This window comes from Streptococcus sp. 29887 (genome assembly GCF_032595075.1).
Lineage (GTDB): Bacteria > Bacillota > Bacilli > Lactobacillales > Streptococcaceae > Streptococcus > Streptococcus iners.
Genome location: NZ_CP118735.1, coordinates 592,784 through 613,109, shown reverse-complemented (window position 1 = coordinate 613,109; position 20,326 = coordinate 592,784). Strand labels below are relative to the sequence as shown.

Annotated in this window: 20 protein-coding genes; 4 read left to right on the top strand and 16 right to left on the bottom strand. The window is 43.0% G+C overall.

Annotated features, from left to right (window positions below; all coding sequences use genetic code 11):
- Positions 1 to 6: 6 nt before the first annotated feature.
- From PW252_RS03290 to PW252_RS03260, 7 genes are all read right to left on the bottom strand, one after another.
- On the bottom strand, positions 7 to 867 hold the full coding sequence (locus PW252_RS03290; protein ID WP_248050681.1) for a methionyl aminopeptidase: 861 nt from the start codon (positions 865 to 867) through the stop codon (positions 7 to 9).
- 10 nt (positions 868 to 877) lie between these two features.
- Entirely contained in the window at positions 878 to 1,435 is a 558-nt protein-coding gene (locus PW252_RS03285; protein WP_248050680.1) for a GNAT family N-acetyltransferase, read from the bottom strand.
- A 76-nt stretch (positions 1,436 to 1,511) separates the two neighbouring features.
- Positions 1,512 to 2,771: a UDP-N-acetylglucosamine 1-carboxyvinyltransferase gene (locus PW252_RS03280; protein ID WP_172029270.1), complete on the bottom strand. Its 1,260-nt coding sequence runs from the start codon at positions 2,769 to 2,771 to the stop codon at positions 1,512 to 1,514.
- Between the two features lie 236 nt (positions 2,772 to 3,007).
- A complete protein-coding gene (gene metK, locus PW252_RS03275) occupies positions 3,008 to 4,201 on the bottom strand; it encodes a methionine adenosyltransferase (RefSeq protein WP_248050678.1) in 1,194 nt (397 codons plus the stop codon).
- 408 nt (positions 4,202 to 4,609) lie between these two features.
- On the bottom strand, positions 4,610 to 5,077 hold the full coding sequence (locus PW252_RS03270; RefSeq protein WP_248050819.1) for a deoxycytidylate deaminase: 468 nt from the start codon (positions 5,075 to 5,077) through the stop codon (positions 4,610 to 4,612).
- Positions 5,078 to 5,093: 16 nt separating this feature from the next.
- On the bottom strand, positions 5,094 to 5,831 hold the full coding sequence (locus tag PW252_RS03265; protein ID WP_248050676.1) for a CBS domain-containing protein: 738 nt from the start codon (positions 5,829 to 5,831) through the stop codon (positions 5,094 to 5,096).
- A gap of 1 nt (position 5,832) precedes the next feature.
- Positions 5,833 to 6,867 carry a M42 family metallopeptidase gene (locus tag PW252_RS03260; protein ID WP_248050674.1) on the bottom strand — a complete coding sequence of 345 codons (1,035 nt, stop codon included), beginning with the start codon at positions 6,865 to 6,867 and terminating at the stop codon, positions 5,833 to 5,835.
- A gap of 64 nt (positions 6,868 to 6,931) precedes the next feature.
- On the opposite strand from PW252_RS03260, the gene birA reads away from it, so the two are divergent.
- Positions 6,932 to 7,888: a bifunctional biotin--[acetyl-CoA-carboxylase] ligase/biotin operon repressor BirA gene (gene birA, locus PW252_RS03255; protein WP_248050671.1), complete on the top strand. Its 957-nt coding sequence runs from the start codon at positions 6,932 to 6,934 to the stop codon at positions 7,886 to 7,888.
- Here the strand turns inward: birA and PW252_RS03250 are convergent.
- The 5 genes from PW252_RS03250 to PW252_RS03230 all read right to left on the bottom strand — a co-directional run bounded on the left by PW252_RS03250 (position 7,854) and on the right by PW252_RS03230 (position 13,500).
- Positions 7,854 to 7,985, bottom strand: a complete 132-nt coding sequence (locus tag PW252_RS03250; RefSeq protein ID WP_267160992.1) for a DUF3272 family protein — start codon at positions 7,983 to 7,985, stop codon at positions 7,854 to 7,856. The genes birA and PW252_RS03250 overlap by 35 nt on opposite strands.
- Positions 7,986 to 8,233: 248 nt before the next feature.
- Positions 8,234 to 9,901, bottom strand: a complete 1,668-nt coding sequence (gene dnaX, locus PW252_RS03245) for a DNA polymerase III subunit gamma/tau (RefSeq protein WP_248050668.1) — start codon at positions 9,899 to 9,901, stop codon at positions 8,234 to 8,236.
- A complete protein-coding gene (locus PW252_RS03240) occupies positions 9,901 to 10,398 on the bottom strand; it encodes a GAF domain-containing protein (protein ID WP_248050667.1) in 498 nt (165 codons plus the stop codon). The genes dnaX and PW252_RS03240 overlap by 1 nt, the downstream gene beginning before the upstream one ends.
- 97 nt (positions 10,399 to 10,495) lie before the next feature.
- Positions 10,496 to 13,057 carry an LPXTG cell wall anchor domain-containing protein gene (locus tag PW252_RS03235; RefSeq protein WP_248050666.1) on the bottom strand — a complete coding sequence of 854 codons (2,562 nt, stop codon included), beginning with the start codon at positions 13,055 to 13,057 and terminating at the stop codon, positions 10,496 to 10,498.
- A gap of 173 nt (positions 13,058 to 13,230) precedes the next feature.
- The gene (locus tag PW252_RS03230) at positions 13,231 to 13,500 is read right to left on the bottom strand and encodes a DUF1294 domain-containing protein (RefSeq protein WP_029997757.1); all 270 of its coding nucleotides are present in this window, start codon (positions 13,498 to 13,500) and stop codon (positions 13,231 to 13,233) included.
- A 191-nt stretch (positions 13,501 to 13,691) separates the two neighbouring features.
- Here PW252_RS03230 and PW252_RS03225 point away from each other — a divergent pair, with 191 nt between their 5' ends.
- Positions 13,692 to 14,948: an ISL3 family transposase gene (locus PW252_RS03225; RefSeq protein WP_248050664.1), complete on the top strand. Its 1,257-nt coding sequence runs from the start codon at positions 13,692 to 13,694 to the stop codon at positions 14,946 to 14,948.
- A gap of 61 nt (positions 14,949 to 15,009) precedes the next feature.
- Here the strand turns inward: PW252_RS03225 and PW252_RS03220 are convergent, their stop codons facing one another.
- Both PW252_RS03220 and udk read right to left on the bottom strand, forming a co-directional pair.
- Positions 15,010 to 15,549 (bottom strand): PadR family transcriptional regulator, encoded by a 540-nt coding sequence (locus PW252_RS03220; RefSeq protein ID WP_044691056.1) that lies wholly within the window; start codon positions 15,547 to 15,549, stop codon positions 15,010 to 15,012.
- A gap of 1 nt (position 15,550) precedes the next feature.
- Positions 15,551 to 16,180 carry a uridine kinase gene (udk, locus tag PW252_RS03215; protein WP_248050662.1) on the bottom strand — a complete coding sequence of 210 codons (630 nt, stop codon included), beginning with the start codon at positions 16,178 to 16,180 and terminating at the stop codon, positions 15,551 to 15,553.
- An 83-nt stretch (positions 16,181 to 16,263) separates the two neighbouring features.
- Between udk and PW252_RS03210 the strand changes: the two genes are divergently transcribed.
- Complete coding sequence (locus tag PW252_RS03210; protein WP_248050660.1) at positions 16,264 to 17,250, top strand: Gfo/Idh/MocA family protein; 987 nt, start codon at positions 16,264 to 16,266, stop codon at positions 17,248 to 17,250.
- Entirely contained in the window at positions 17,240 to 18,322 is a 1,083-nt protein-coding gene (locus PW252_RS03205; RefSeq protein WP_248050658.1) for a DEAD/DEAH box helicase, read from the top strand. The genes PW252_RS03210 and PW252_RS03205 overlap by 11 nt, the downstream gene beginning before the upstream one ends.
- A 25-nt stretch (positions 18,323 to 18,347) precedes the next feature.
- Here the strand turns inward: PW252_RS03205 and PW252_RS03200 are convergent, their stop codons facing one another.
- Positions 18,348 to 19,748 (bottom strand): polysaccharide deacetylase family protein, encoded by a 1,401-nt coding sequence (locus PW252_RS03200; RefSeq protein WP_248050655.1) that lies wholly within the window; start codon positions 19,746 to 19,748, stop codon positions 18,348 to 18,350.
- 146 nt (positions 19,749 to 19,894) lie between these two features.
- Entirely contained in the window at positions 19,895 to 20,278 is a 384-nt protein-coding gene (gene gloA / locus PW252_RS03195; protein WP_105209607.1) for a lactoylglutathione lyase, read from the bottom strand.
- Between the last annotated feature and the right edge of the window lie 48 nt (positions 20,279 to 20,326).

Genomic DNA, 20,326 nt, shown 5'->3' with positions numbered 1-20,326 from the left:
GCTATTTTAATAGGTTCCCTCTTCACCTTGACTTGTCAAAATGACCGGACCATCTTTTGTAATGACAAATTGATGTTCATATTGGCAAGATAGACCACCATCAAGTGTCTTATGAGCCCAGCCAGTCTTCATATCCGTGTCAATTTCCCAGGTACCAGTGTTAATCATAGGCTCGATAGTCAAGACCATCCCTTCACGCAAGCGAAGTCCACGGCCTTTTGTTCCATAGTGGGGAACCATTGGCTCTTCGTGGAAGGTTGGACCCACACCGTGACCCACCAAGTCACGAACAACACCATAGCCAAGCCCCTCAGCATATTCTTGAATAGCAGCACCGATATCTCCGATACGATTGCCAACAACTGCCTGTTCAATACCGCGGTACAAACATTCCTTGGTCACATCCATCAAGTTCTGCACTTCTTCAGACACCTGACCAACTGCATAAGCCCAGCAAGAGTCTGCACAACCACCACGATAGGTTTGAGTGATTTTCTTCATAGCCTTGACATCATTAAAGTTGAGCTTAGACACGTCAACAACTGATTTGTCCAAAGGCTCACTGAGGACCATATCGACCTTGAGCAAATCGCCTTCCTTGAGTTTGTAGTGGCGTGGAAAGGCATGAGCCACTTCATCATTGAGCCCGCAGCAAGTTGCATAAGGATAATCCATCAACTCACCATCAACACCAATTTGAAGGGGCAAGACATTTTTCTCCTTACAAGTTTTACGAACATATTCTTCCACTTCCCACATGTCAACGCCTGGTTTGATGATGTCGCGCAAACCGATATGGACACCTGCTAGCACATCGCCAGCACGGTTCATGGCATCAATTTCTCTTTGAGATTTAATAGTAATCATTCATTTTCTCCTACATTTCTAAACTAAAATCAGCCCTCTTCAAGCTAAATCTTAGGTATTTTCTCATTTTATGGCTGTAGCGGTCACTGCCACGATATTGCTCCACTTGTACAAAACCCGTTTTTTTGGCAACCATCTGACTGGCCAGATTTTCCTCATGGGTGATGATAGTTAGTTCTTTAAGACCAATTTCATAAAAGGCCAGAAAGACCAGATTTTTCACCGCTTCCGTCATCAGCCCTTGACCCCAGTAGTCTTTTTTTAGGAAATAGCTGAGCTCCGCAGTAAGTTGACCTTCATCGATTTTTTCAAAACAAAGCGCACCAATCATCCGCCCTGAAACCTTGTCAATCAAGGCCCAATTCCCCAAAGGGTTACGCATAAATTTCTCAACCATGGTCGCAAGAGCCAGGTTCTTATCTTTCAAGGCTGGAAAGATAAAAGGAAGATTTTCAGGACGTGCAACAATCGCATAGAAATCATTCCCATCTTCATAAGAAAAGGGCCTCAAAATCAACTGTTCTGTTTCAAAGCAAGCACATTTAGCCAGACTTGTCCAAATTGTCATAGTGTACCCAAGGGGCTGAGAAATTCTCCCAGCCCCAGTTTGTTTGATTAAGTAAAAATTATATTTGAGAGCCGTCCTAGTCCTCAATCAACTGAATGTCAGCCCCAAGCTCAGTCAATTTCTCAATAATGTTTGAGTAGCCACGCAAGATAAACTCAATATTGGTAATTTCTGTGCGACCTTGAGCCATCAAACCAGCAATAACCATGGCAGCTCCGGCCCGCAAATCCGTTGCCTTAACTGATGCACCAGTCAATTGATTTGGACCTTCAAAGGCAATGTAATTACTACGAGTTGAAATATTTGCACCCATATTCGCCAATTCCTGCACATGACCGACACGTTTTTCATAAATGGTATCGATAATTTTTCCAGTTCCCTCTGCTGTCAAAAGGAGCGGTGTAATTGGCTGTTGCAAATCTGTCGCAAAACCAGGATATGGAGAGGTTTTGATGCTCACTGCCTTCAATTTTTCTTGTTTTTCAACAAAGATACTGTCTTCAGAAACGGTCATGCGAACGCCCATTTCTTCCAACTTAGCGATAAAGCTTTCCAAGTGTTCATAAAGGACATTATCAATGCGGATACCTTCACCTACTGCGGCAGCAAGCGCAATATAGGTTCCAGCTTCGATACGGTCTGGAATCACTTGGTGACGGGTTCCATGAAGGCTATCTACACCGTCGATAGTGATAATATCTGTACCAGCACCACGAATATGGGCACCCATGTTATTCAGAAGTGTTGCAACGTCAATGATTTCAGGCTCACGAGCTGCGTTTTCAATGACTGTACGACCCTCAGCTTTAACAGCAGCCAAAATCGTATTGATGGTTGCCCCAACGCTGACCACATCCATGAAGATATGAGCTCCTTGGATACGTTGACCATTGGTCGCCAAACGCATATAGTCACCTTCATAGGTCGTTTCAGCACCCATAGCCGCAAAGGCCTTCAAGTGCAAGTCAATGGGACGTGGACCCAAATCACAGCCACCAGGCAAGCCCACAACTGCTTGACCGAAGCGACCAAGGAGGGAACCGTAGAAATAGTAAGAAGCTCGCAAGCTATTGATTTTACCAAATGGCATAGGCATATCTTGTACACCACGAGGGTCAATTTCAAGCGTTTCCCCATCACGTTTAACAGTCGCCCCCATAGTTTCCATAATATCAATTAAACTATCAACATCTGAAATTGCTGGAACACCGTCTAGTGTGACAACACCGTCCGCCAAAATGATAGCCGGAATTAAGGCCACAACTGAGTTTTTGGCACCGCTAACGGTTACAGCTCCTTTCAGTGTCTTTCCACCATTGATAACAATCTTTCTCATACTAACTAATCACTTTCTCTTATTAACCTCATTAGAGTGGGAAATTTTCATTTCCAAAAAGGCAATACCAAATATTGATCCATTGCTTTTGACAAGTAGTATACCCATCCCTAATTGATTGCCTTAAAAAAGGCATACGTTTTATTCTACCACAAGGCAAGATAAAAAGCTAGATATTTGATACATAAAAGAAAGACAGGTCCTTTCGGACCTATCCTAAAAATCATCTATTTCTATCACTCATTTACAGCAGACTTTAATGCTTCTACCTTATCCAAGCGTTCCCATGGCAAGTCAATATCTGTCCGACCCATGTGACCATAGGCTGCCGTTTGCTTATAAATCGGACGTTTGAGGTCTAGCATTTGAATAATACCAGCTGGACGTAAGTCGAAAATCTGACGAACAGCTGCTTCTAATTTGCTTTCCGCTACTGTGCTCGTACCGAAGGTATCGATGCGAACTGAAACTGGGTGGGCAACACCGATGGCATAAGCCAGCTGCACTTCCGCCCGCTTAGCCAAACCAGCTCCTACGATATTTTTAGCGATATAGCGTGCTGCATAGGAAGCTGAACGATCCACTTTGGTCGCATCCTTACCAGAGAAGGCACCGCCGCCGTGACGAGAGTAACCGCCATAGGTATCAACGATAATCTTACGACCTGTCAGACCTGAGTCCCCTTGCGGACCACCAATAACAAAGCGACCTGTTGGGTTGATAAAATAGTTGGTTTGTTCATCCAGGTATTGAGCTGGAATAATGTCCTTAATGACACACTCAATGACATCCTGACGAATTTGCTCTTGACTAACTTCCGGATCGTGCTGAGTTGAGATAACGACTGTATCCACACGAACAGGTTGATTGTCTTCATCGTATTCAACTGTTACCTGTGACTTAGCATCTGGACGTAGATAAGCAATTTCCCCAGATTTTCGTAATTCTGCCAAACGGCGCACCAATTTGTGACTTAGTGAGATGGGCAATGGCATGAGTTCAGGCGTTTCATCTACCGCAAATCCAAACATGAGCCCCTGGTCACCTGCCCCAATCAAATCCAATGGATCTTGACTAGCATCTTGGCGTGCCTCCAAGGCTTCATTGACACCTTGGGCAATATCTGGTGACTGTTCTACTAGCGACGGATGAACCCCAACCGACTCTGCAGCAAAACCATACTCACCCTTGGTATAGCCAATCTCAGCAATGGTATCCCGTACCACACGGTTAATATCTACATAAGCAGTGGTTGAAATCTCACCAAAGACATGAACACTACCTGTATAAACAGCCGTTTCCGCCGCTACGTGTGCATCTGGATCCTCTGCTAAAATAGCATCCAAAATAGCATCTGAAATCTGGTCAGCAATCTTATCCGGATGTCCTTCCGATACTGACTCAGACGTAAACAACTTACGTTCTGACATAAAAATGTCCCCCTTAAAATAAATTGTTACTAAGGTTACAAAGAACTAGTCGAAGACTAGTTCTTTGCGAAAGACACCTGTCTTGAGCAAAGGAAAAATCCTATTTGCGAAAGACTTTTGTCTTGTGCAAAGGAAAAATTCCAGATACTCAACGAGAAAGACAATACCAGACTATATGAGAGTAGCCTAGCTTTGAAGAAAATGGTGACTGAAGTGTAGTAAAGTTTTCACGCTTACTATTCACTGTTACCTGTTTCTTTGATTGTGTTTCAAATGTTTCTGCAAATGTTAACTAGTCTATAAACTACCTTTTCGGGACCTAATAACGTTTCTAGTATAGCATAGATTGACCGACTATCCTAGTATTTTCTAAAAAATAAAGAGAGGTGTGCAAGACAACCTCCCTTACTAAATAAATTCTGCTTCTGCAATCGCCTTTTTAACAGTTTCCAGTTGTAAATGAACCAGCTCACAGCCCTTTTCCTTGTAAAGATACTGGGCATAGTCATCCATTCGGTATTCGTTGATATAGACGACACGCTTACAACCAACCTGTAGCAATTGCTTGGAACAATTGAGGCAGGGGAAATGGGTCACATAGGCAGTAAACCCTTTTGGAATTCCCCTTTCCGCTCCTTGTAAAATGGCATTGACTTCCGCATGCAGGGTCCTAGCACAATGACCATCAATCATGAGGCATTCCTGATCCAAACAATGCTCGGTTCCTGAAACAGAACCATTATAGCCCGTCGCAATGACCTTATTATCCTTAACCAAAACCGCACCGACCTTGGCCCGCTTACAAGTCGCCCGATTGGCAATCAAGAGAGCTTGGGCCGCAAAATATTCATCCCAGGCTAAACGATTTGTTGACATGATTTCTCCCTTCCACTCAATCCACCATTCCATAAATTTCTGCTATATCTTGTGCCGTAATGATACCAACAATATCTTCAGGAGAATGAAGCTTCTCATTATTTTGACGAGTAACCAAAACAGTTGTCCGTTTTCTTCCTTCAAAATGATTGATCAGCTGGTAAAGGCTTGTATCAGTTGGCAAAATAAGCACCTGAATACTATCCTCCTCGCAAGCCAAGACATCCGCCAGACTGGCTTTTTCTAATTTTTCACGGATAGAGCCCGTTTCCTTACTAGCCTTGGCCAACCAATTTGCCAATCCCTTATCTGACACCAAACCCTGATAGGATGTGCCTGAAAAGATAGGAAATTTGGAAACATGCTCACGCTCTACGATTTCTAAAGCCCTGGTCAACTTATCCCGACTATCAAACAGAATAGGCTTGAGTTTCTGGGTCTTTTGCAAATAGTCTGCGATAGTAATCGGTTCTTGGTACTGGGCAATAACCTTTTCCAAAACAGAAATTAACTCTTGTGAAGGCTGAGCCACTTCTTTCAAGCCTGTTCGTCTTTCATGGACCACAAGATTGCGTAACTGCCGAGCTACATAGAGATTGTCCCAGTTGGCTTGGACAGGATTGACTGGGCTTAAGTCCTTGGCCTTGGCCAACATGGAACCAACATCCGCATGTTCCCCATCCTCAACTTGACAGACCTTGCGCAAGACCTTGTCTAGGTCATTAAAGAGCTCTAAAAAACGGTTTTCATTCATCTTAGTCTACCATTGCTGATTTTAAATAGGCATCCACCATTCGCTCAGTCGCCTGAACAGAATCCAGATGGGTGCGTTCATAAGAATGGCTAGACTCAATCCCCGCACCTAGTAGGGCGTGCTTGACATCTGCACCTGCTCGCATGGCTGCTGAAGCATCCGAACCATAATATGGATAAATGTCTAATTTATATGGAATACCATCCCTCTCCGCCAAGGCTACCAAGTGCTGACGGAGTTCGTAATGATAAGGGCCTGAACCATCCTTGACGCAGATAGAAACTGTATATTCATCTGTCTGCTGGTCGTCGCCCATTGCCCCCATATCCACCGCTAGATACTCAACCACCTGAGCAGGAATGCTGGAATTGGCACCGTAACCAATTTCTTCATTATTGGAAAAATAGAAATGGGTCGTGTAAGGCAGGGCCACTCCCTCTTCCTTATAAACCTTCAAAAGATGGAGCAAGATCGCAGCTGAAACCTTATCATCAAGGTGGCGGCTCTTGATAAAGCCTGTTTCTGTCACAATAGTCCTTGGATCAAAGGAGATAAAGTCACCGACTTCAATCCCTAAGGCCCGCGTCTGATCGGCACTGGTCACTTTTTCATCCAAACGAATTTCCATATTGGTCTGGTTACGCTCGGCTGTGCTGGCATCTCGATAGACATGGACAGAGGTCTGGTGCATCAAAATCGTACCCGTAAAGGTCTTACCATTTTTGGCACAATGGACGAGGCAGTTTTCTCCCTCAATAGAAGGGTAGCCAAATCCCCCTACCAAATCCATTTTAAGTCGGCCGTCTGGCTTAACTGCACGGACCATGGCACCCAAAGTGTCCAGATGAGCAGTCAACATTCGGTGTTTCTGGTCATTTTCCCCAGGAACTGTCACCAAAACGCCTCCCTTGGCGGTCTTGATAGCCTCATAGCCGAAACCTTCTACTTCTGCCTTGATGTAGTTCATCATATCCGTCGTATAGCCCGTTGGCGACGGAGTGTTGGTTAGTTTAACGATGTAATCAAGTGTCTTCATGAAAACCTCCTTATTTTAAACTATTATATCATGTTTTAGGACATTTTTTTGCTATAATGAAGACATGAAAACCTACCAGAAGATTTATTTACTATTAAAAGAAAAAGAAGACTACATCAGCGGAGAAGACTTGGCACAGGAATTAGGTATTTCTCGGACCTCCATCTGGAAAGCTATTCGCCAGTTAGAGGCACACGGACTGACCATTGAGGCCGCCCGCAATCGTGGCTACAAATTGGCTGAAGGCGACTTACTCCTGCCAGACTTGATTGCCGAAGAACTCCAACTACCTGTCCACCTCAAAGCCGACAGTGACTCGACCCAGCTAGATGCCAAGCAAGGTATTGAATCCGGTCATAAAAGTCCAGCCCTCTACCTAGCTCCCCATCAAAATAGAGCCAAGGGGCGCTTTGGGCGTCCATTTTATGCTTCCAAGTCAGGCGGTATCTATATGTCCCTCCGCCTTTCTCCAAATGTCCCCTTCCTTGAATTTAAACCCTATACTATTCTGGCTGCCGCCGCTGTTGTCAAGGCCATTCAATCCCTCTGTGACCTAGATGTCCAAATCAAGTGGGTCAATGACATTTATCTGGGACAGAAAAAAGTAGCTGGCATTTTAACAGAAGCAATCTCTTCCATGGAAAACCAACGAGTGACTGATGTCATTATTGGAGTGGGTATCAATGTTCATATCGATGATTTTCCAAAAGAGCTCCAGCAATCCGCTGGAAACCTCTTTGACGACCAGCCACCATTTACCCGCAATCAGATGATTACAGCCATCTGGAAAGCCTTTTTAGAAACCGATGAAAAAGAATTGATTGCCCTTTATAAAGAAAAATCACTTGTCGTGGGGCAACAAGTGAGCTTTGTAGAAAATCAGGTTGAATTCAGGGGAACAGCCATTGCCGTCACCGACACAGGCAATCTAGTCATCCAACTGGATAACGGCAAGGCAAAAATCATCTCCAGCGGAGAAATCAGCCTTACTTCTTGGTCTGCTTCTCCACCAAACGAATAAATCGTGTCACCTTGTAAGCAAAGTGGAGGTTGCGAAAAGCTATGAAGGCAAAAATACCCGCAAGCAAAAAATCCTTGGAGAGAATAGAGATATTCATAAAGTAAACTGCAATAAGTGTCGAAATAGACAAGAAAAGAAATTGTGACATTTTCATAGCTAAATTATACCAAAAAATCAGCCAACTGGCTGATTTTTTATACCCCTTCTTTCTATGTATGCTAGCTAAACAAGAAAACACCAACTCAGTCGGTGCTTTCTTAAGGAGATTATGAAAAATATTTAGGATTGACTATAGTATACTTTAATCAAGCATATTTCACATCAGTCCTAAGACCGATATTGCTATCAATCATTTACTATCTCAACGGTGTCTGCTAGAAAGCCAAATTCTTCTGGAACAGGGCTTTCTTCTTTAACTCTTTCTTGTGTTTTTTGCCCCTTGGCCTTGGCTGAAAATTCAGCTCGTATGCTGACCCAATCTTCCTGAGCAATGGCCAAAATCTGTGGTGAAAAACCTGCGGCCTTGCTGAGAATGTTGCCAAACATGGTGTTTAGATTATCCCGTTTCATGGTCTGTTCGGCATTGAGTGGGGATTCAAATGCAAGAATGGCGTGGTTTTCATTGGCAGCTACTGGCTGGGAACCAACAAGCAAGGCACGATCTGCTCCTGACAAGCTCTCAATAATTTCACCCCAGGCATTTTGCAGGCGGGTCAAATTCTCACGCGCCTGAGCTGGATTTTCCATGGCTTCCTGCAAAATAGCATGAACCTTGCTGGTATCCAGTCGGTATTTTTTCGGTGCTTGTGGCTTGCGTGAAACGGGCTTGGCAGCACTTGGCTGGCTAGAGAGTTGGCTCAATTGCTTCTGTAAGTCAGCCACTTGTTCTTGTAGTTTACTGATTTGGCTGAGCAAATCCGCTGGCAGCTCTGCCATTGCCCCCGAAGTAGAACCACATTCAGCCAAACGAATAGTCATCATTTCAGCGTAAATCTTGGGTTGGGGGCTGGACTTGATGTCCGCCAAGCCCTTGGTCACCAACTCAATCATGGTAAAAATTCGATCCTGAGCCAGTGATAGATTGTCCGTAAAACCAGCCGTCAGGTGGGTATTCTCACCGCCAGTCCGAACGATGAGGAGATCCCGCAGATAATGCAAGAGGTCTGTCGCAAAACGGCTCATGCTCTTGCCCTGGTCAAACAAGATCTGCAGGTGTCCCAGTGCCGACACACTGTCCGCCTGACGCAGACTAGCTATATAGTCATCTAGAGCGCGCAGGCTAATGGAACCCGTGATTTCCTCGGCAATTTCCAAGGTAACCTTCTGGTCATGGCTGAGACTGAGAGCTTGGTCCAAAATAGACAGGGCATCCCGCATCCCACCTTCTGCACGACGGGCAATGATAGTCAAAGCCTGCTCGTCAAAAGCCAGACCTTCCTGGCTCAAAATCTTAGCCAAATGGGCCTGAATATCCGTCACCTTGATGGACTTGAACTCAAAGCGTTGCACCCTCGACAAAATGGTCGCAGGAATCTTGTGCAACTCCGTCGTGGCTAGGATAAAGACCACATTCTCAGTCGGCTCCTCCAAGGTCTTCAAGAGGGCGTTAAAAGCCCCGGTTGACAGCATGTGGACCTCGTCAATGATATAAACCTTGTAGGTGGCAAGACTTGGTGCATAGGTCGATTTGTCCCGAATGTCACGGATTTCATCGACACCATTGTTTGATGCCGCGTCAATTTCAATCACATCTTCTAGACTTCCCTCGGTAATGGCCTGACAGATATAGCAATCGTTACAAGGCTCACCATCCACCTGATTGGGACAGTTCATGGCCTTGGCAAAAATTTTGGCCGCCGAAGTCTTCCCCGTACCACGAGGACCTGAAAAGAGATAGGCATGGCTGATTTTCCCCTGCTCAATGGCTTGCTTGAGGGTGGTCGCCACCACTTCCTGCCCCACCATCTCTCCAAAGGTCTGGCTGCGGTACTTCCGATATAAAGCTTGGTACATTAAGATTTTTCTCCAAACATAGCAAAATTCCAGTCCGTTTTCTCTACAAGGAGGGCAACGAACTCTTCTAGGTATTCTTGGTCAATGGCATCATAATCAGCCACCAGTCTGGAATCCAAGTCCAGAACGCCCAGCAACTGACCGTTCTTCACCATGGGCACCACGATTTCTGACAGGGCTGCCGCATCGCAAGAAATGTAGTTGTCGTGCAGACGAACATCATCTACGAGAATGGTCTGGCGCTTGGCAGCAGCCTCACCGCAGACACCCTTTCCAAGTGAGATATGGACACAGGAAACGCCACCCTGAAAAGGCCCCAAAATCAATTCTTGCCCATCATATAAGTAAAAACCTGTGAAGACAGAATTAGGCAAAGCCTGATTGAGAAGAGCTGAAGCATTTGACATATTGGCAAGCGCGTTGGTTTCCCCATCTAACAGAGCTTCCAACTGGGTCAAAAGTAATTGGTAATTTGATTTTTTTTCTTCTTTATTCATAGGTACATTATAGCATAGAAAGACGGAGCTTGATAGTGCCGACTGCTAGAAACCAACAAAAAACGAGATCTTTCAATCTCGTTTAAAGGGTTCTTGATTAAGATGATTTGCGTGAGCGTCTTTTCACGACTAGCCCTACTAGTCCCAGTAAGCCCAGACCTGTCAGGTGTAGGACGGAGCTGACTTCACCAGTAGCTGGTAAAGTTTTTGCCTGTGACTGACTAGTTGATGCAGGTTTGACAGTTGTCCCTTTAGTCTGCGTGTGGCTACTTGAGCCAGTCTGATTGCTTTGAATAGATGGAGCTACCACCGGCTGCACTGATTGGCTTACGGAGCCTGGTTGAACCTGACTAACAGGCTTGCTAGCCTGATAAACGATACCATAGTGTGAAAAATGACTCACAACAAAGCTAACTTGATTAGTTGCCTTGTCTACAGTAAATGGTAATTCTTCAACAGCTCCTGTACTTGCTAGGAAGTAGATAACCTTTTCAATCTCTTTTCCAGCTGCCACTGGCAAGGTTACGGTAGCTTCTTCAGTGATTTGGACAAACTGACCTCTAGTATCAAGCGTCTTAATATCGTATAAATCAACCTGATGTTCTGCCAAGCCTTGAGGAAGTTTGGCAAATACTGCAGGATCATTTTCCTTCGTAACGGATAGTGAGGCAACCTTAGCCACATCCTCACCACGCACTCGTACAGTTACAGACGATGACGTTTCGGTCACATCTTTATATGAATCAAGGGAAGTGACCTTACTAGGTTCCAGCTGTTCTTTTACTGTCGGTTTAATTTCTTCTGATACAGGATTAGTAGTTTGATCAGTGCTTGGCTCGACAGGGCTAGTAGAGGTATTGACCGGCTTTCCTACTGTAGTCGTCGTTTCGCCTTCTTGCTTAGGCTGAGAATTCGTTTCGCTCAGTGTGGAAGGGGTTGTAGTTGTAGCATCAGAAGTTGGCTTCGTTTCGTTAGGAGAAGTATCTTTCACTTTCTCAGAACTTGAAGCTGGAACAATCGTCGGCCACACTCCTTGTGCCAATGGGATTCTGGTAACAGTATTTTCTGGAATCTGATTTTTAGGATACTGATAACTCAAGGTAAGTTGCCTTCTGTTATTTTGAGAACCATAAAAATCAGATACAACATAGCTCGATAACTGACCATAATTAGAATTGACTAAGAGCTCTGGAGCCACGGAGTTTTTAGAAGGAATAGAATAATAAGTTAGAGCTCTAAATTCTCCATTTATTTCATGTACTACTTTCAATAAATAAGAATGATCAACTGCCGACAATACCTTTCCAGTATAGTCTTTAGGAGGTATAGGAAGCTCATTTCTTTCCTTCCCTTTCCAAGCATAGATAAAAGAATACATCCCTTTTATTTCTGATTTTCCATCATTGGTAAGCGTTTTAGGGGTATTCGGCAACTCCGAATCTAATGAATACAATTCAAAATCTTCATAGACAGGTGGGGCAAGTGTGATACTTTCTCCAAATTTTAAAGTAATTGATTTGTGCTCAATTGGATAGTCACCAACTCCGCCACCCTCATGGAACAACAATCTAGTTATTACATCAAAAGTAACAGACTGATCATCGGATTTCTTTGCTTTTTTTACTAAATATAAGCTCAGAGAATCGCCATCAGTCACCTCCTCATAACTATATTCTAGTTTCTGAGTTTCTGAAGAGAGATGAGTTTCAGGATTGAAACTAAATGTATAGCTATCACCAGGATTTAAATTCACTACCTCTTCTGATAAAACCTGATCGCTATCATCATAGCTTGTAAATCGTACTGTTTTCGTCACGCCCTCTTCTGATTTACTCGCTTTCTTGAACTGGTCGCTGGTATAAGTTGCTCCATCTTCAACTTCATCGTAATGATAAGTTAAATCTTGTCCCTCTTTCAATGAATAATCAATTTCATTAAAATCAAATGTATAGGCCCCATCTGGATAAAGCGTTACCTGTTCAGAGTTGGTGTAGCTTTCGCTACCATCTTCATTATAAAATTTAACAACAAAAGTAGCAGTTTTAGGTACTTGATGAACTGAAGCGTCTGACTCTGACTTGCTATTTCCCTCAGTTTCATTAGCAGTTGTTTCGACGGACTTGCTATCTGACGATGGAGCAATTGGTTGGTCTGTCGGAGTTTCAAGCGATTTTGAAACAGGAACTAAATCTGCCATGGCTTGCTTCAGGATTGGGATAGCATTCTCAACAAATTGATAACCAAATAAATAGGTTGCATTTAGCTCATTTAATGTTTGGTGATTATCAACCCCATCCAAGCTCAATGAAGAAAAGGTTAAATCATCATTGTAAGCAGTAGCAATACTTTGTGCTCCAAGATAAATCCGAACATCGCCTTCGTAATTTCTATTCCAGGATTCTTCTGTATAGTCCGATGGATTAAGAGCTTTTATCTGACCAACTAAATCACGGTAGCTCTGGATCATGGTCTTTATTTCAGCCTTTCTTGCTTCCAAAGCTGGATCCACCTGCTCATTTGCATATACCTCTGTCGAACCAACTCCCTTAAAATCTACTGGCTCAACCAGTCCACCTAAAACTGCGACCGCAAGCAATCCAATACCTAGTCGAGTCCATTTGTGAACTTGTTTTTGGCTAGAACTTCTTTTGATTTTCATATAAAAACCTCCGTTTTATAATAATACTTCTGTATCAAAAACACTTTCACCAGTATACTAAAAAAAAAAAAAAACTGCGTCAAGCAATTTTGTGCTTTATAGATAAATGTTCGGTTCTTTCAGCTATTTCAAAGGACTTTTCATGATTTTCAGAAAAAGAAAAAGGCTTTCACCTATTTCCAAATCCAAAAGATAATAAGGACATCAATCAAGACACCCACAGCCCAAGCTAGCTGAAAATACTTTTTCTGGGTTTTGTGACGGAAATGGGTTCCACCTGCCCAGGCACCTAGACCACCACCCAAGTAAGCCATTAGTAATAAGGTTTTTTCAGAAATTCGATAGGCATCCTTTCTGGCTTTGCCCTTATCCAGACCATAGGTCAGAAATACAATTATATTCCAGACCATCAAAACCATACTCACCATTTGTTGAATGGACATTATCTTCTCCTTCTCTCACATTTCTTTTATAACTCTATCACAAACTATCTGACAGCACAAGAAAAAACGGCTCTATAATTTCTGTAGTGGGTAAATCCACTGTAGAGATTATGGAGCCTTTTTGAGTATATACAAAAAGTCCCATATGACCTATAATGAAAAGCAACCACACTCACATTAGAAAGACTCATATGGAACAACTTTATCATACCACAGAACTAATTGGAATCAAAGACAAAAACATCAAAATTCTCTTCGTTTTGAAACATCAGACCCATCTAGAAATCAGGGCAAAGCTAGATTACGACAGCCCTGGTTGTCCTCATTGCCAAGGGAAGTGTATCAAGTACGATTTTCAAAAGTCGTCAAAGATTCCGATTTTGGATTGCCAGGGGTTTCCAACCTTACTCCTGCTTAAAAAACGCCGGTTTCAATGCAAATCTTGCCAAAAAGTGACTGTAGCTGAGACAGCTCTAGTCAAGAAAAACTGTCAGATTTCCCAACCTATTTGGGAAAAAGTGACACAACTCCATACAGAAAACATGACCAATATAGCCATCGCTAGGAGATTACATATCTCCGTATCGGTCGTCCAGAGGAAACTGGCTCAGTTTCAATTTGAGCATGATTTTACAACATTACCAAAAGTCTTGAGCTGGGATGAATTTAGTCGGAACAAGGGAAAACTCGCCTTTATTGCTCAGAATTTTGAGACGAGATCGATTGTGACCATTCTTGACAACAACCGCCAAACCACCATCAAGAACTATTTCTACAAGTATCCTAGGGAGGTCAGAGAAACTGTCAAGGTCGTAACAGTGGACATGTCGGGTAGCTATATTCCCATCATCAAACAACTATTTCCAAGAGCTAAAATTGTCCTTGATAGATTTCACATTATCCAACATCTGAGCCGTGCTATGATGACGACTAGAATTGATATTATGAAGACTTTCGATACGCGTTCCCTACCTTATCGATCCATGAAAAATCACTGGCGTATTCTCCAAAAAGATAGCCGTAAACTGTCTCTGAATCGCTTCTTTTCTCGCACTTTTGGGCAAACAGTAACACCGAGAGAGGTTGTCCAGAAAACATTGAATTTCTCTGAGGAACTGAAATTCTATTACGAACTCTATCAGATCCTTCTCTTCCATTTCCAAGAGATGAACTCGAAATATTTCTTCGAGCTTCTAGAAGACAATCTGGAGCTTGTCAATCCTGCCTTTAAAACTGTTTTTAAAACTTTTCTAAAGTATAAAACGTACATCACGAACGCAATGGAGCTTCCATATTCCAACGCTAAGCTGGAAGCGACCAATAAACTCATCAAAGACATCAAGAGGCAAGCGTTCGGCTTTAGGAACTTTACGAACTTTAAAACCAAGATATATATTGCTTTAAACATCAAAAATGAGAGAACGAATTTCGTCCTCTCTAGGTGTTAGCTTTTCGTCTACCCACTACAGTTGACAAAGAGCCGAAAAAACGGCTCGGAAAGCCGAACCGTTACAAACTTGCTAGGGTATCTTCCAACCACTTGAGCTGGGCACGATTGCGCTCGATAGCTCGGGTCAAAATCAAGTAGTGACCATAGTTGTCTTGAATACTCTCCTTGGTTGAGAATAACTCAACCTTGCGACTGTCTAGGTGTTTCAAGTGCTTGGTGACTAATTCAATTTGATTCTCCAACAAACCTGGTATCCGTGGATCTTTCTTATCACGGATAAAGAACATCTTAATAGAAAACAGATCCTTTTGTTGAGGAGTTTCATCATTTGGAATGGATAGCCAATCTTCCAAAATCTGACGACCTGTCGCAGTCATAGCATACTGCTTCTCTTTTTCATTGCCAGGAACCGCATGACAGGTAATCAACTCTTCCTTGGTCATGCGTTTTAGCTCTGGATAGACTTGACTATGAGCTACCTGCCAAAATTCTCCTAAATCGCGTTGAACATAGTCGGTAATCTGCTTACCAGTTACCATCTGACCGCTAGCACCCATTATCCCTAGTATTATATGGGGTAATATTCTCTGCTTGGGCATCTTAACCACGCTCTCTTAATATACTCTCCACCTTGGTGTTGATCAAGTCGATGGCTACAAGATTGCTGACGCCTTCAGGAATGACGATATCTGCATAGCGCTTGGTCGGCTCGATAAACTGGTGATACATAGGTTTCACCACCGTGGTGTACTGTTCAATGATACTATCTAAGCTACGCCCACGTTCTTCCATATCTCTCTTAATACGGCGAATGATGCGAATATCATCGTCAGTATCGACGAAGATTTTAATATCCATCAAATCCCGCAACCGCTTGTCTTCCAATACCAAAATACCTTCCACAATAAATACATCTTGTGGCTCCTGACGATAGGTCTTATCTGAACGGGTGTGCTGAGTGTAATCATATATCGGAATATCCACTGAACGCCCTGCCAACAATTCACCCAGATGGTAAATCATCAAATCTGTGTCAAAGGCTAGTGGATGGTCATAATTGGTCAATATCCGTTCTTCAAAGGTTAGGTGTGACTGATTCTTATAGTAAGAATCGTGTTCAATCATTGATATGCGAGCATTTGGGAAATTATCCAGAATGGCACGCGACACACTTGTCTTGCCACCTCCAGATCCGCCGGTTACGCCAATAATAATGGGTTTCTGAGTCATCATCATCTCCTTCTATTTTCAATACTATTTTACCACGAAACATGGTATAATGGAAAGGATAACACATAAAGAAATGAGAATTTATGCTAAATTTTGGTATTATTGGTACTTCAGACATCAGTCACAAGTTCATTTCCTCTGCTCATTTGAGTAAATATCTTCAATTATCAGCGATATTTTCAAGAAAACTAGAAACTGCTATGTCATTTTCAACAAATTACGAAAATGTAAAATTATACACAGAATGGATAAAATTCCTTTCTGCACCCATTGACTTGGTCTATATTGCCAGTCCAAACGCCTTGCACTTTGAACAAGCAAAAGCTGTTCTCATGGCCGGTAAACACGCTATCGTTGAAAAGCCTATGGTGTCCACACCTCAAGAATTGGCCCAGCTTCGTCAGATTGCTAAGGAAAATGGTGTCTTCCTATTTGAAGCAGCTCGCAATTACCACGAAGAAGCCATCGCTATTATTAAGGACTTCTTGAAGGATAAGACTGTTTGGGGTGCCAACTTCTCCTATGCCAAATATTCTTCTAAAATGCCTGACCTCTTGGCAGGACAGACCCCAAATATCTTTTCAACTGATTTTTCTGGCGGAGCCTTAATGGATCTGGGTGTCTATACCCTCTATACTGCCATTGGCCTCTTTGGCAGACCAAATGCAGCCCGATACGCTGCCCACCAGCTCCCTTCATCCATTGATTTGAATGGAACTGGGCAACTGATTTATGATGATTTTCTAGTAAGCATTCAGGCTGGAAAGAATATCACTAGCAATCTACCGAGTGAAATTTATACTAGTGAAGGCACCCTCACCCTCAACGCCTGCCAACATATCAGCTCTGCTATTTTTACCAAACATGACGGTAGCCAAATTGTCCTCCCTATCCAAGCGCAGGAAGAGCCTATGCTGGAGGAAGCGCAAGCCATTGCCCAAGTCATCCAGCAGAACAATCATGAGCTAGCAGAAGAATGGCTGGATGTGGCTGAGGCCGTCCATCAAACTCTTTACACCATGCGCCAAGACGCAGGAATAACCTTTAAGGCGGATACCCATGAAAACTAATTTCCCAACCAGCTGGACTGACCAGCTGACTCAACTTGGCTTTGAGGACTTTACACCCATCCAAGTCCAAGCCTTCCAGCCAATCAGAACTGGCAAATCTCTCCTTGCCATCAGTCCAACAGGTACGGGCAAGACCCTTGCCTACCTCTGGCCCAGCTTACTGGCTTTGACACCTAAAAAGGCCCAACAATTACTGATCCTGGCTCCCAATACCGAGTTGGCTGGTCAAATCTTTGACGTCTGCAAAACCTGGTCAGAGGCTATTGGTCTTAACGTCCAACTCTTTCTTTCAGGTTCTAGTCAGAAACGGCAGATTGAGCGATTAAAAAAAGGACCGGAAATCCTGATTGGAACTCCTGGCCGCATTTTTGAGTTGATAAAATTGAAAAAAATCAAGATGATGAATATCAATACCATTGTCTTAGATGAATTTGACCAGCTCTTTTCTGATTCCCAATATCATTTTGTGGAAAAGATTATTGGCTATGTACCTCGTGACCACCAATTGATTTACATGAGTGCAACAGCTAAGTTTGACCGTCAAAAGATTGCTCAAGATATTGAAAGTATCGACTTATCTGAACAGAAATTGGATAACATTCAACATTGCTACATGATGGTGGACAAGCGTGACCGCTTAGAAACCCTTCGCAAGTTTGCCAATATTCCAGACTTTCGTGCTCTGGCATTCTTCAACAGCCTATCAGACCTGGGGGCCAGCGAAGACAAGCTCCTATATAATGGAGTAAACGCTGTTTCTCTGGCTTCGGATGTCAATGTCAAATTCCGCAAGGTCATCATTGAACGTTTCAAAAACCACGAACTCAATCTTTTATTGGCTACAGATATGGTTGCGCGTGGGATTGATATTGATAACTTGGAATGCGTCCTTAACTTTGACGTTCCATTTGACCAAGAAGCCTATACCCACCGAGCTGGACGGACTGGTCGCATGGGCAAGGAGGGGCTAGTCATTACCCTAGTATCCAGTCCAAGTGAAGTCAAGCAGTTGAAAAAATATGCTCAAGTCCAAGAAGTCATCTTGAAGAACCAAGAACTCTATAAAGTATAAGAAAAAGGAGGTCGAAACCTCCTTTTTAATGTTGCGCTGGACCATTGGCTTCCTGATCATAATAAATATGTTGGGGATTGAGATTTGGTCCCAATAATTCTGTTGTCGTCACTAGATTGTAGCCCTCAGATGTGAGGAACTGTAAGACAGGTTCCAAACTATCCACTGTCGGCTGACGGATATCATGCATAAGGATGATGCAGCCAGGACAAGCTTGCTCTTTCACTCTTTTAAAAATGGCATGGCTATCTCGATTTAGCCAGTCCTCTGTATCCACATTCCAGTAAATTGATGGAAGTCCCATAGCATCCACCACTGCCTGATTGACAGCTCCAAAAGGTGGACGCACCATGGTTGGACGCTTCCCAATAGCTTTTTCAACAATAGCCTGAGTCAACTCAATTTCTTCTTTAATTTGCTCGGTTGAAAGACGTGTCAAATTTGGATGGCTCCAAGTATGGTTAGCAACTTCATGCCCCTCCGCTACCATACGCTGGAGGATTCCCTCATTTCCTTCTACGACACTTCCCAATACAAAGAAGGTCGCCTTAGCATTGTATTTCTTTAAAAGGTCCAAAATAACCGGTGTCGTCGCAGGATTTGGCCCATCATCAAAGGTCAAGGCAATTTGACGAAGGGCTGTTTTATCCACTTGGTTTTGAGCAAGATACTGATCATAATTGGCCTTGTCAACATCTGCCAGATAATCCCCCTTCATAATCGGGAAGAAATCTGAAATAGCTAGTTCCAGACTAGCTGTCTTAAAAACTTCCTCAGACAATGCCAGAACTAATTGACTATTGGCATAACTAAAGACCACTGTTTCCAAGTCTAGATTTTGAAACTCTGCAATAATCCTGGCTTTTTCTGCCTCATCCAAGCCTTGACTGGTCAATTTTTCCTGCAACTTATTGACCATAATGGTCTTGGCGGCATTCAAGTCCAAGAACATATCCCCCAAGGTAAAGAGTTGCTGGTCCTCTGTCAGCAAGACACGTTCAGGTCTAGCCTCCTCCTCTTTTGTTACTTGTAAGGATTGGACAGCATACTGCTCACTATGGATTTCATGGGCACGAACCTTTTTAAAATTGGTCTGCCCCTCCTTGGTATGAACAACAAGGACATTCTTTATTTTTCCTGACGGCTTCTTATAGCCTAACTTATGGCGGACATGTCCCACTATTTTTTGTTCTAGTTGGGTAATTCTCTGACCAGACGGGTCTTTGGGTATGGTCGCAAGAACATGCGTAGAACCGATATTCCCCTCTTCTAAATCAGATGATTGTCCTTTCAGTACCAATTCTTCTTTCTCTTTAATAAAATGCGTTAATTGCCAATCTTGGAAGTTGCGGTATAGATAAATACTTGCAACCACCATCATGGCTACTAGAAATGCATTCAAGAGAAGCCAAAACAACTTTTTCATTTTATATTCATTCCTTTTCATATTCACCTTATACTATAATATAGGTTTATTCTCTTTCTGTCAAGCATAGCAAAAATTGTTCACCCCTCAAAACGAACATTCTTCCTGTTCATAGAAAAAAAGACTGCCTCGGCAATCTTTTAAGCTTAATTAGCACGGATGACTTCTACACGGTAGCCATCTGGATCTGTCACAAAATAGTAGCGACCTGGACTACCTGGCAAGCCCTTGATGTCTGTCGTTGGATAGCCTAGCTCCTTATGCTTAGCATTATCCCCTTCCAAATCATCTGACGAAAGGGCCAAATGCGAGAAGCCATCGCCTACGATATAAGGACCATGGTCATAGTTATAGGTCAATTCAATCTCAAAGTCATCCCCTTCAAGCGCCAAGTAAACCAAGGTAAACTTGTGCTCTGGATAGTCTTTGCGACGAGTTTCTTTAAATCCGAAAGCTTCCTCATAAAATTTTTGTGAAGCTTCTAAGTTTTCAACACGCAAGCAGGCGTGCAACATTTTCTTACTAGCCATATTGATCTCCTTTATTATTTGATAGATTTAGTATAGCACATTTTCTGT

Bases quoted from the DNA above. Each gene is read 5' to 3' on its own strand.
- PW252_RS03240 (WP_248050667.1), bottom strand. From the start codon at position 10,398: ATGAATAAAGAAGAAAAAAAATCAAATTACCAATTACTTTTGACCCAG.
- PW252_RS03285 (WP_248050680.1), bottom strand. From the start codon at position 1,435: ATGACAATTTGGACAAGTCTGGCTAAATGTGCTTGCTTTGAAACAGAA.
- PW252_RS03270 (WP_248050819.1), bottom strand. From the start codon at position 5,077: ATGTCAACAAATCGTTTAGCCTGGGATGAATATTTTGCGGCCCAAGCT.
- PW252_RS03290 (WP_248050681.1), bottom strand. From the start codon at position 867: ATGATTACTATTAAATCTCAAAGAGAAATTGATGCCATGAACCGTGCT.
- PW252_RS03265 (WP_248050676.1), bottom strand. From the start codon at position 5,831: ATGAATGAAAACCGTTTTTTAGAGCTCTTTAATGACCTAGACAAGGTC.
- PW252_RS03200 (WP_248050655.1), bottom strand. From the start codon at position 19,748: ATGAAAAAGTTGTTTTGGCTTCTCTTGAATGCATTTCTAGTAGCCATG.
- PW252_RS03250 (WP_267160992.1), bottom strand. From the start codon at position 7,985: ATGAATATCTCTATTCTCTCCAAGGATTTTTTGCTTGCGGGTATTTTT.
- PW252_RS03205 (WP_248050658.1), top strand. From the start codon at position 17,240: ATGAAAACTAATTTCCCAACCAGCTGGACTGACCAGCTGACTCAACTT.
- dnaX (WP_248050668.1), bottom strand. From the start codon at position 9,901: ATGTACCAAGCTTTATATCGGAAGTACCGCAGCCAGACCTTTGGAGAG.
- PW252_RS03230 (WP_029997757.1), bottom strand. From the start codon at position 13,500: ATGTCCATTCAACAAATGGTGAGTATGGTTTTGATGGTCTGGAATATA.
- gloA (WP_105209607.1), bottom strand. From the start codon at position 20,278: ATGGCTAGTAAGAAAATGTTGCACGCCTGCTTGCGTGTTGAAAACTTA.
- PW252_RS03280 (WP_172029270.1), bottom strand. From the start codon at position 2,771: ATGAGAAAGATTGTTATCAATGGTGGAAAGACACTGAAAGGAGCTGTA.
- metK (WP_248050678.1), bottom strand. From the start codon at position 4,201: ATGTCAGAACGTAAGTTGTTTACGTCTGAGTCAGTATCGGAAGGACAT.
- birA (WP_248050671.1), top strand. From the start codon at position 6,932: ATGAAAACCTACCAGAAGATTTATTTACTATTAAAAGAAAAAGAAGAC.
- PW252_RS03235 (WP_248050666.1), bottom strand. From the start codon at position 13,057: ATGAAAATCAAAAGAAGTTCTAGCCAAAAACAAGTTCACAAATGGACT.
- PW252_RS03220 (WP_044691056.1), bottom strand. From the start codon at position 15,549: ATGCCCAAGCAGAGAATATTACCCCATATAATACTAGGGATAATGGGT.
- udk (WP_248050662.1), bottom strand. From the start codon at position 16,180: ATGACTCAGAAACCCATTATTATTGGCGTAACCGGCGGATCTGGAGGT.
- PW252_RS03260 (WP_248050674.1), bottom strand. From the start codon at position 6,867: ATGAAGACACTTGATTACATCGTTAAACTAACCAACACTCCGTCGCCA.
- PW252_RS03225 (WP_248050664.1), top strand. From the start codon at position 13,692: ATGGAACAACTTTATCATACCACAGAACTAATTGGAATCAAAGACAAA.
- PW252_RS03210 (WP_248050660.1), top strand. From the start codon at position 16,264: ATGCTAAATTTTGGTATTATTGGTACTTCAGACATCAGTCACAAGTTC.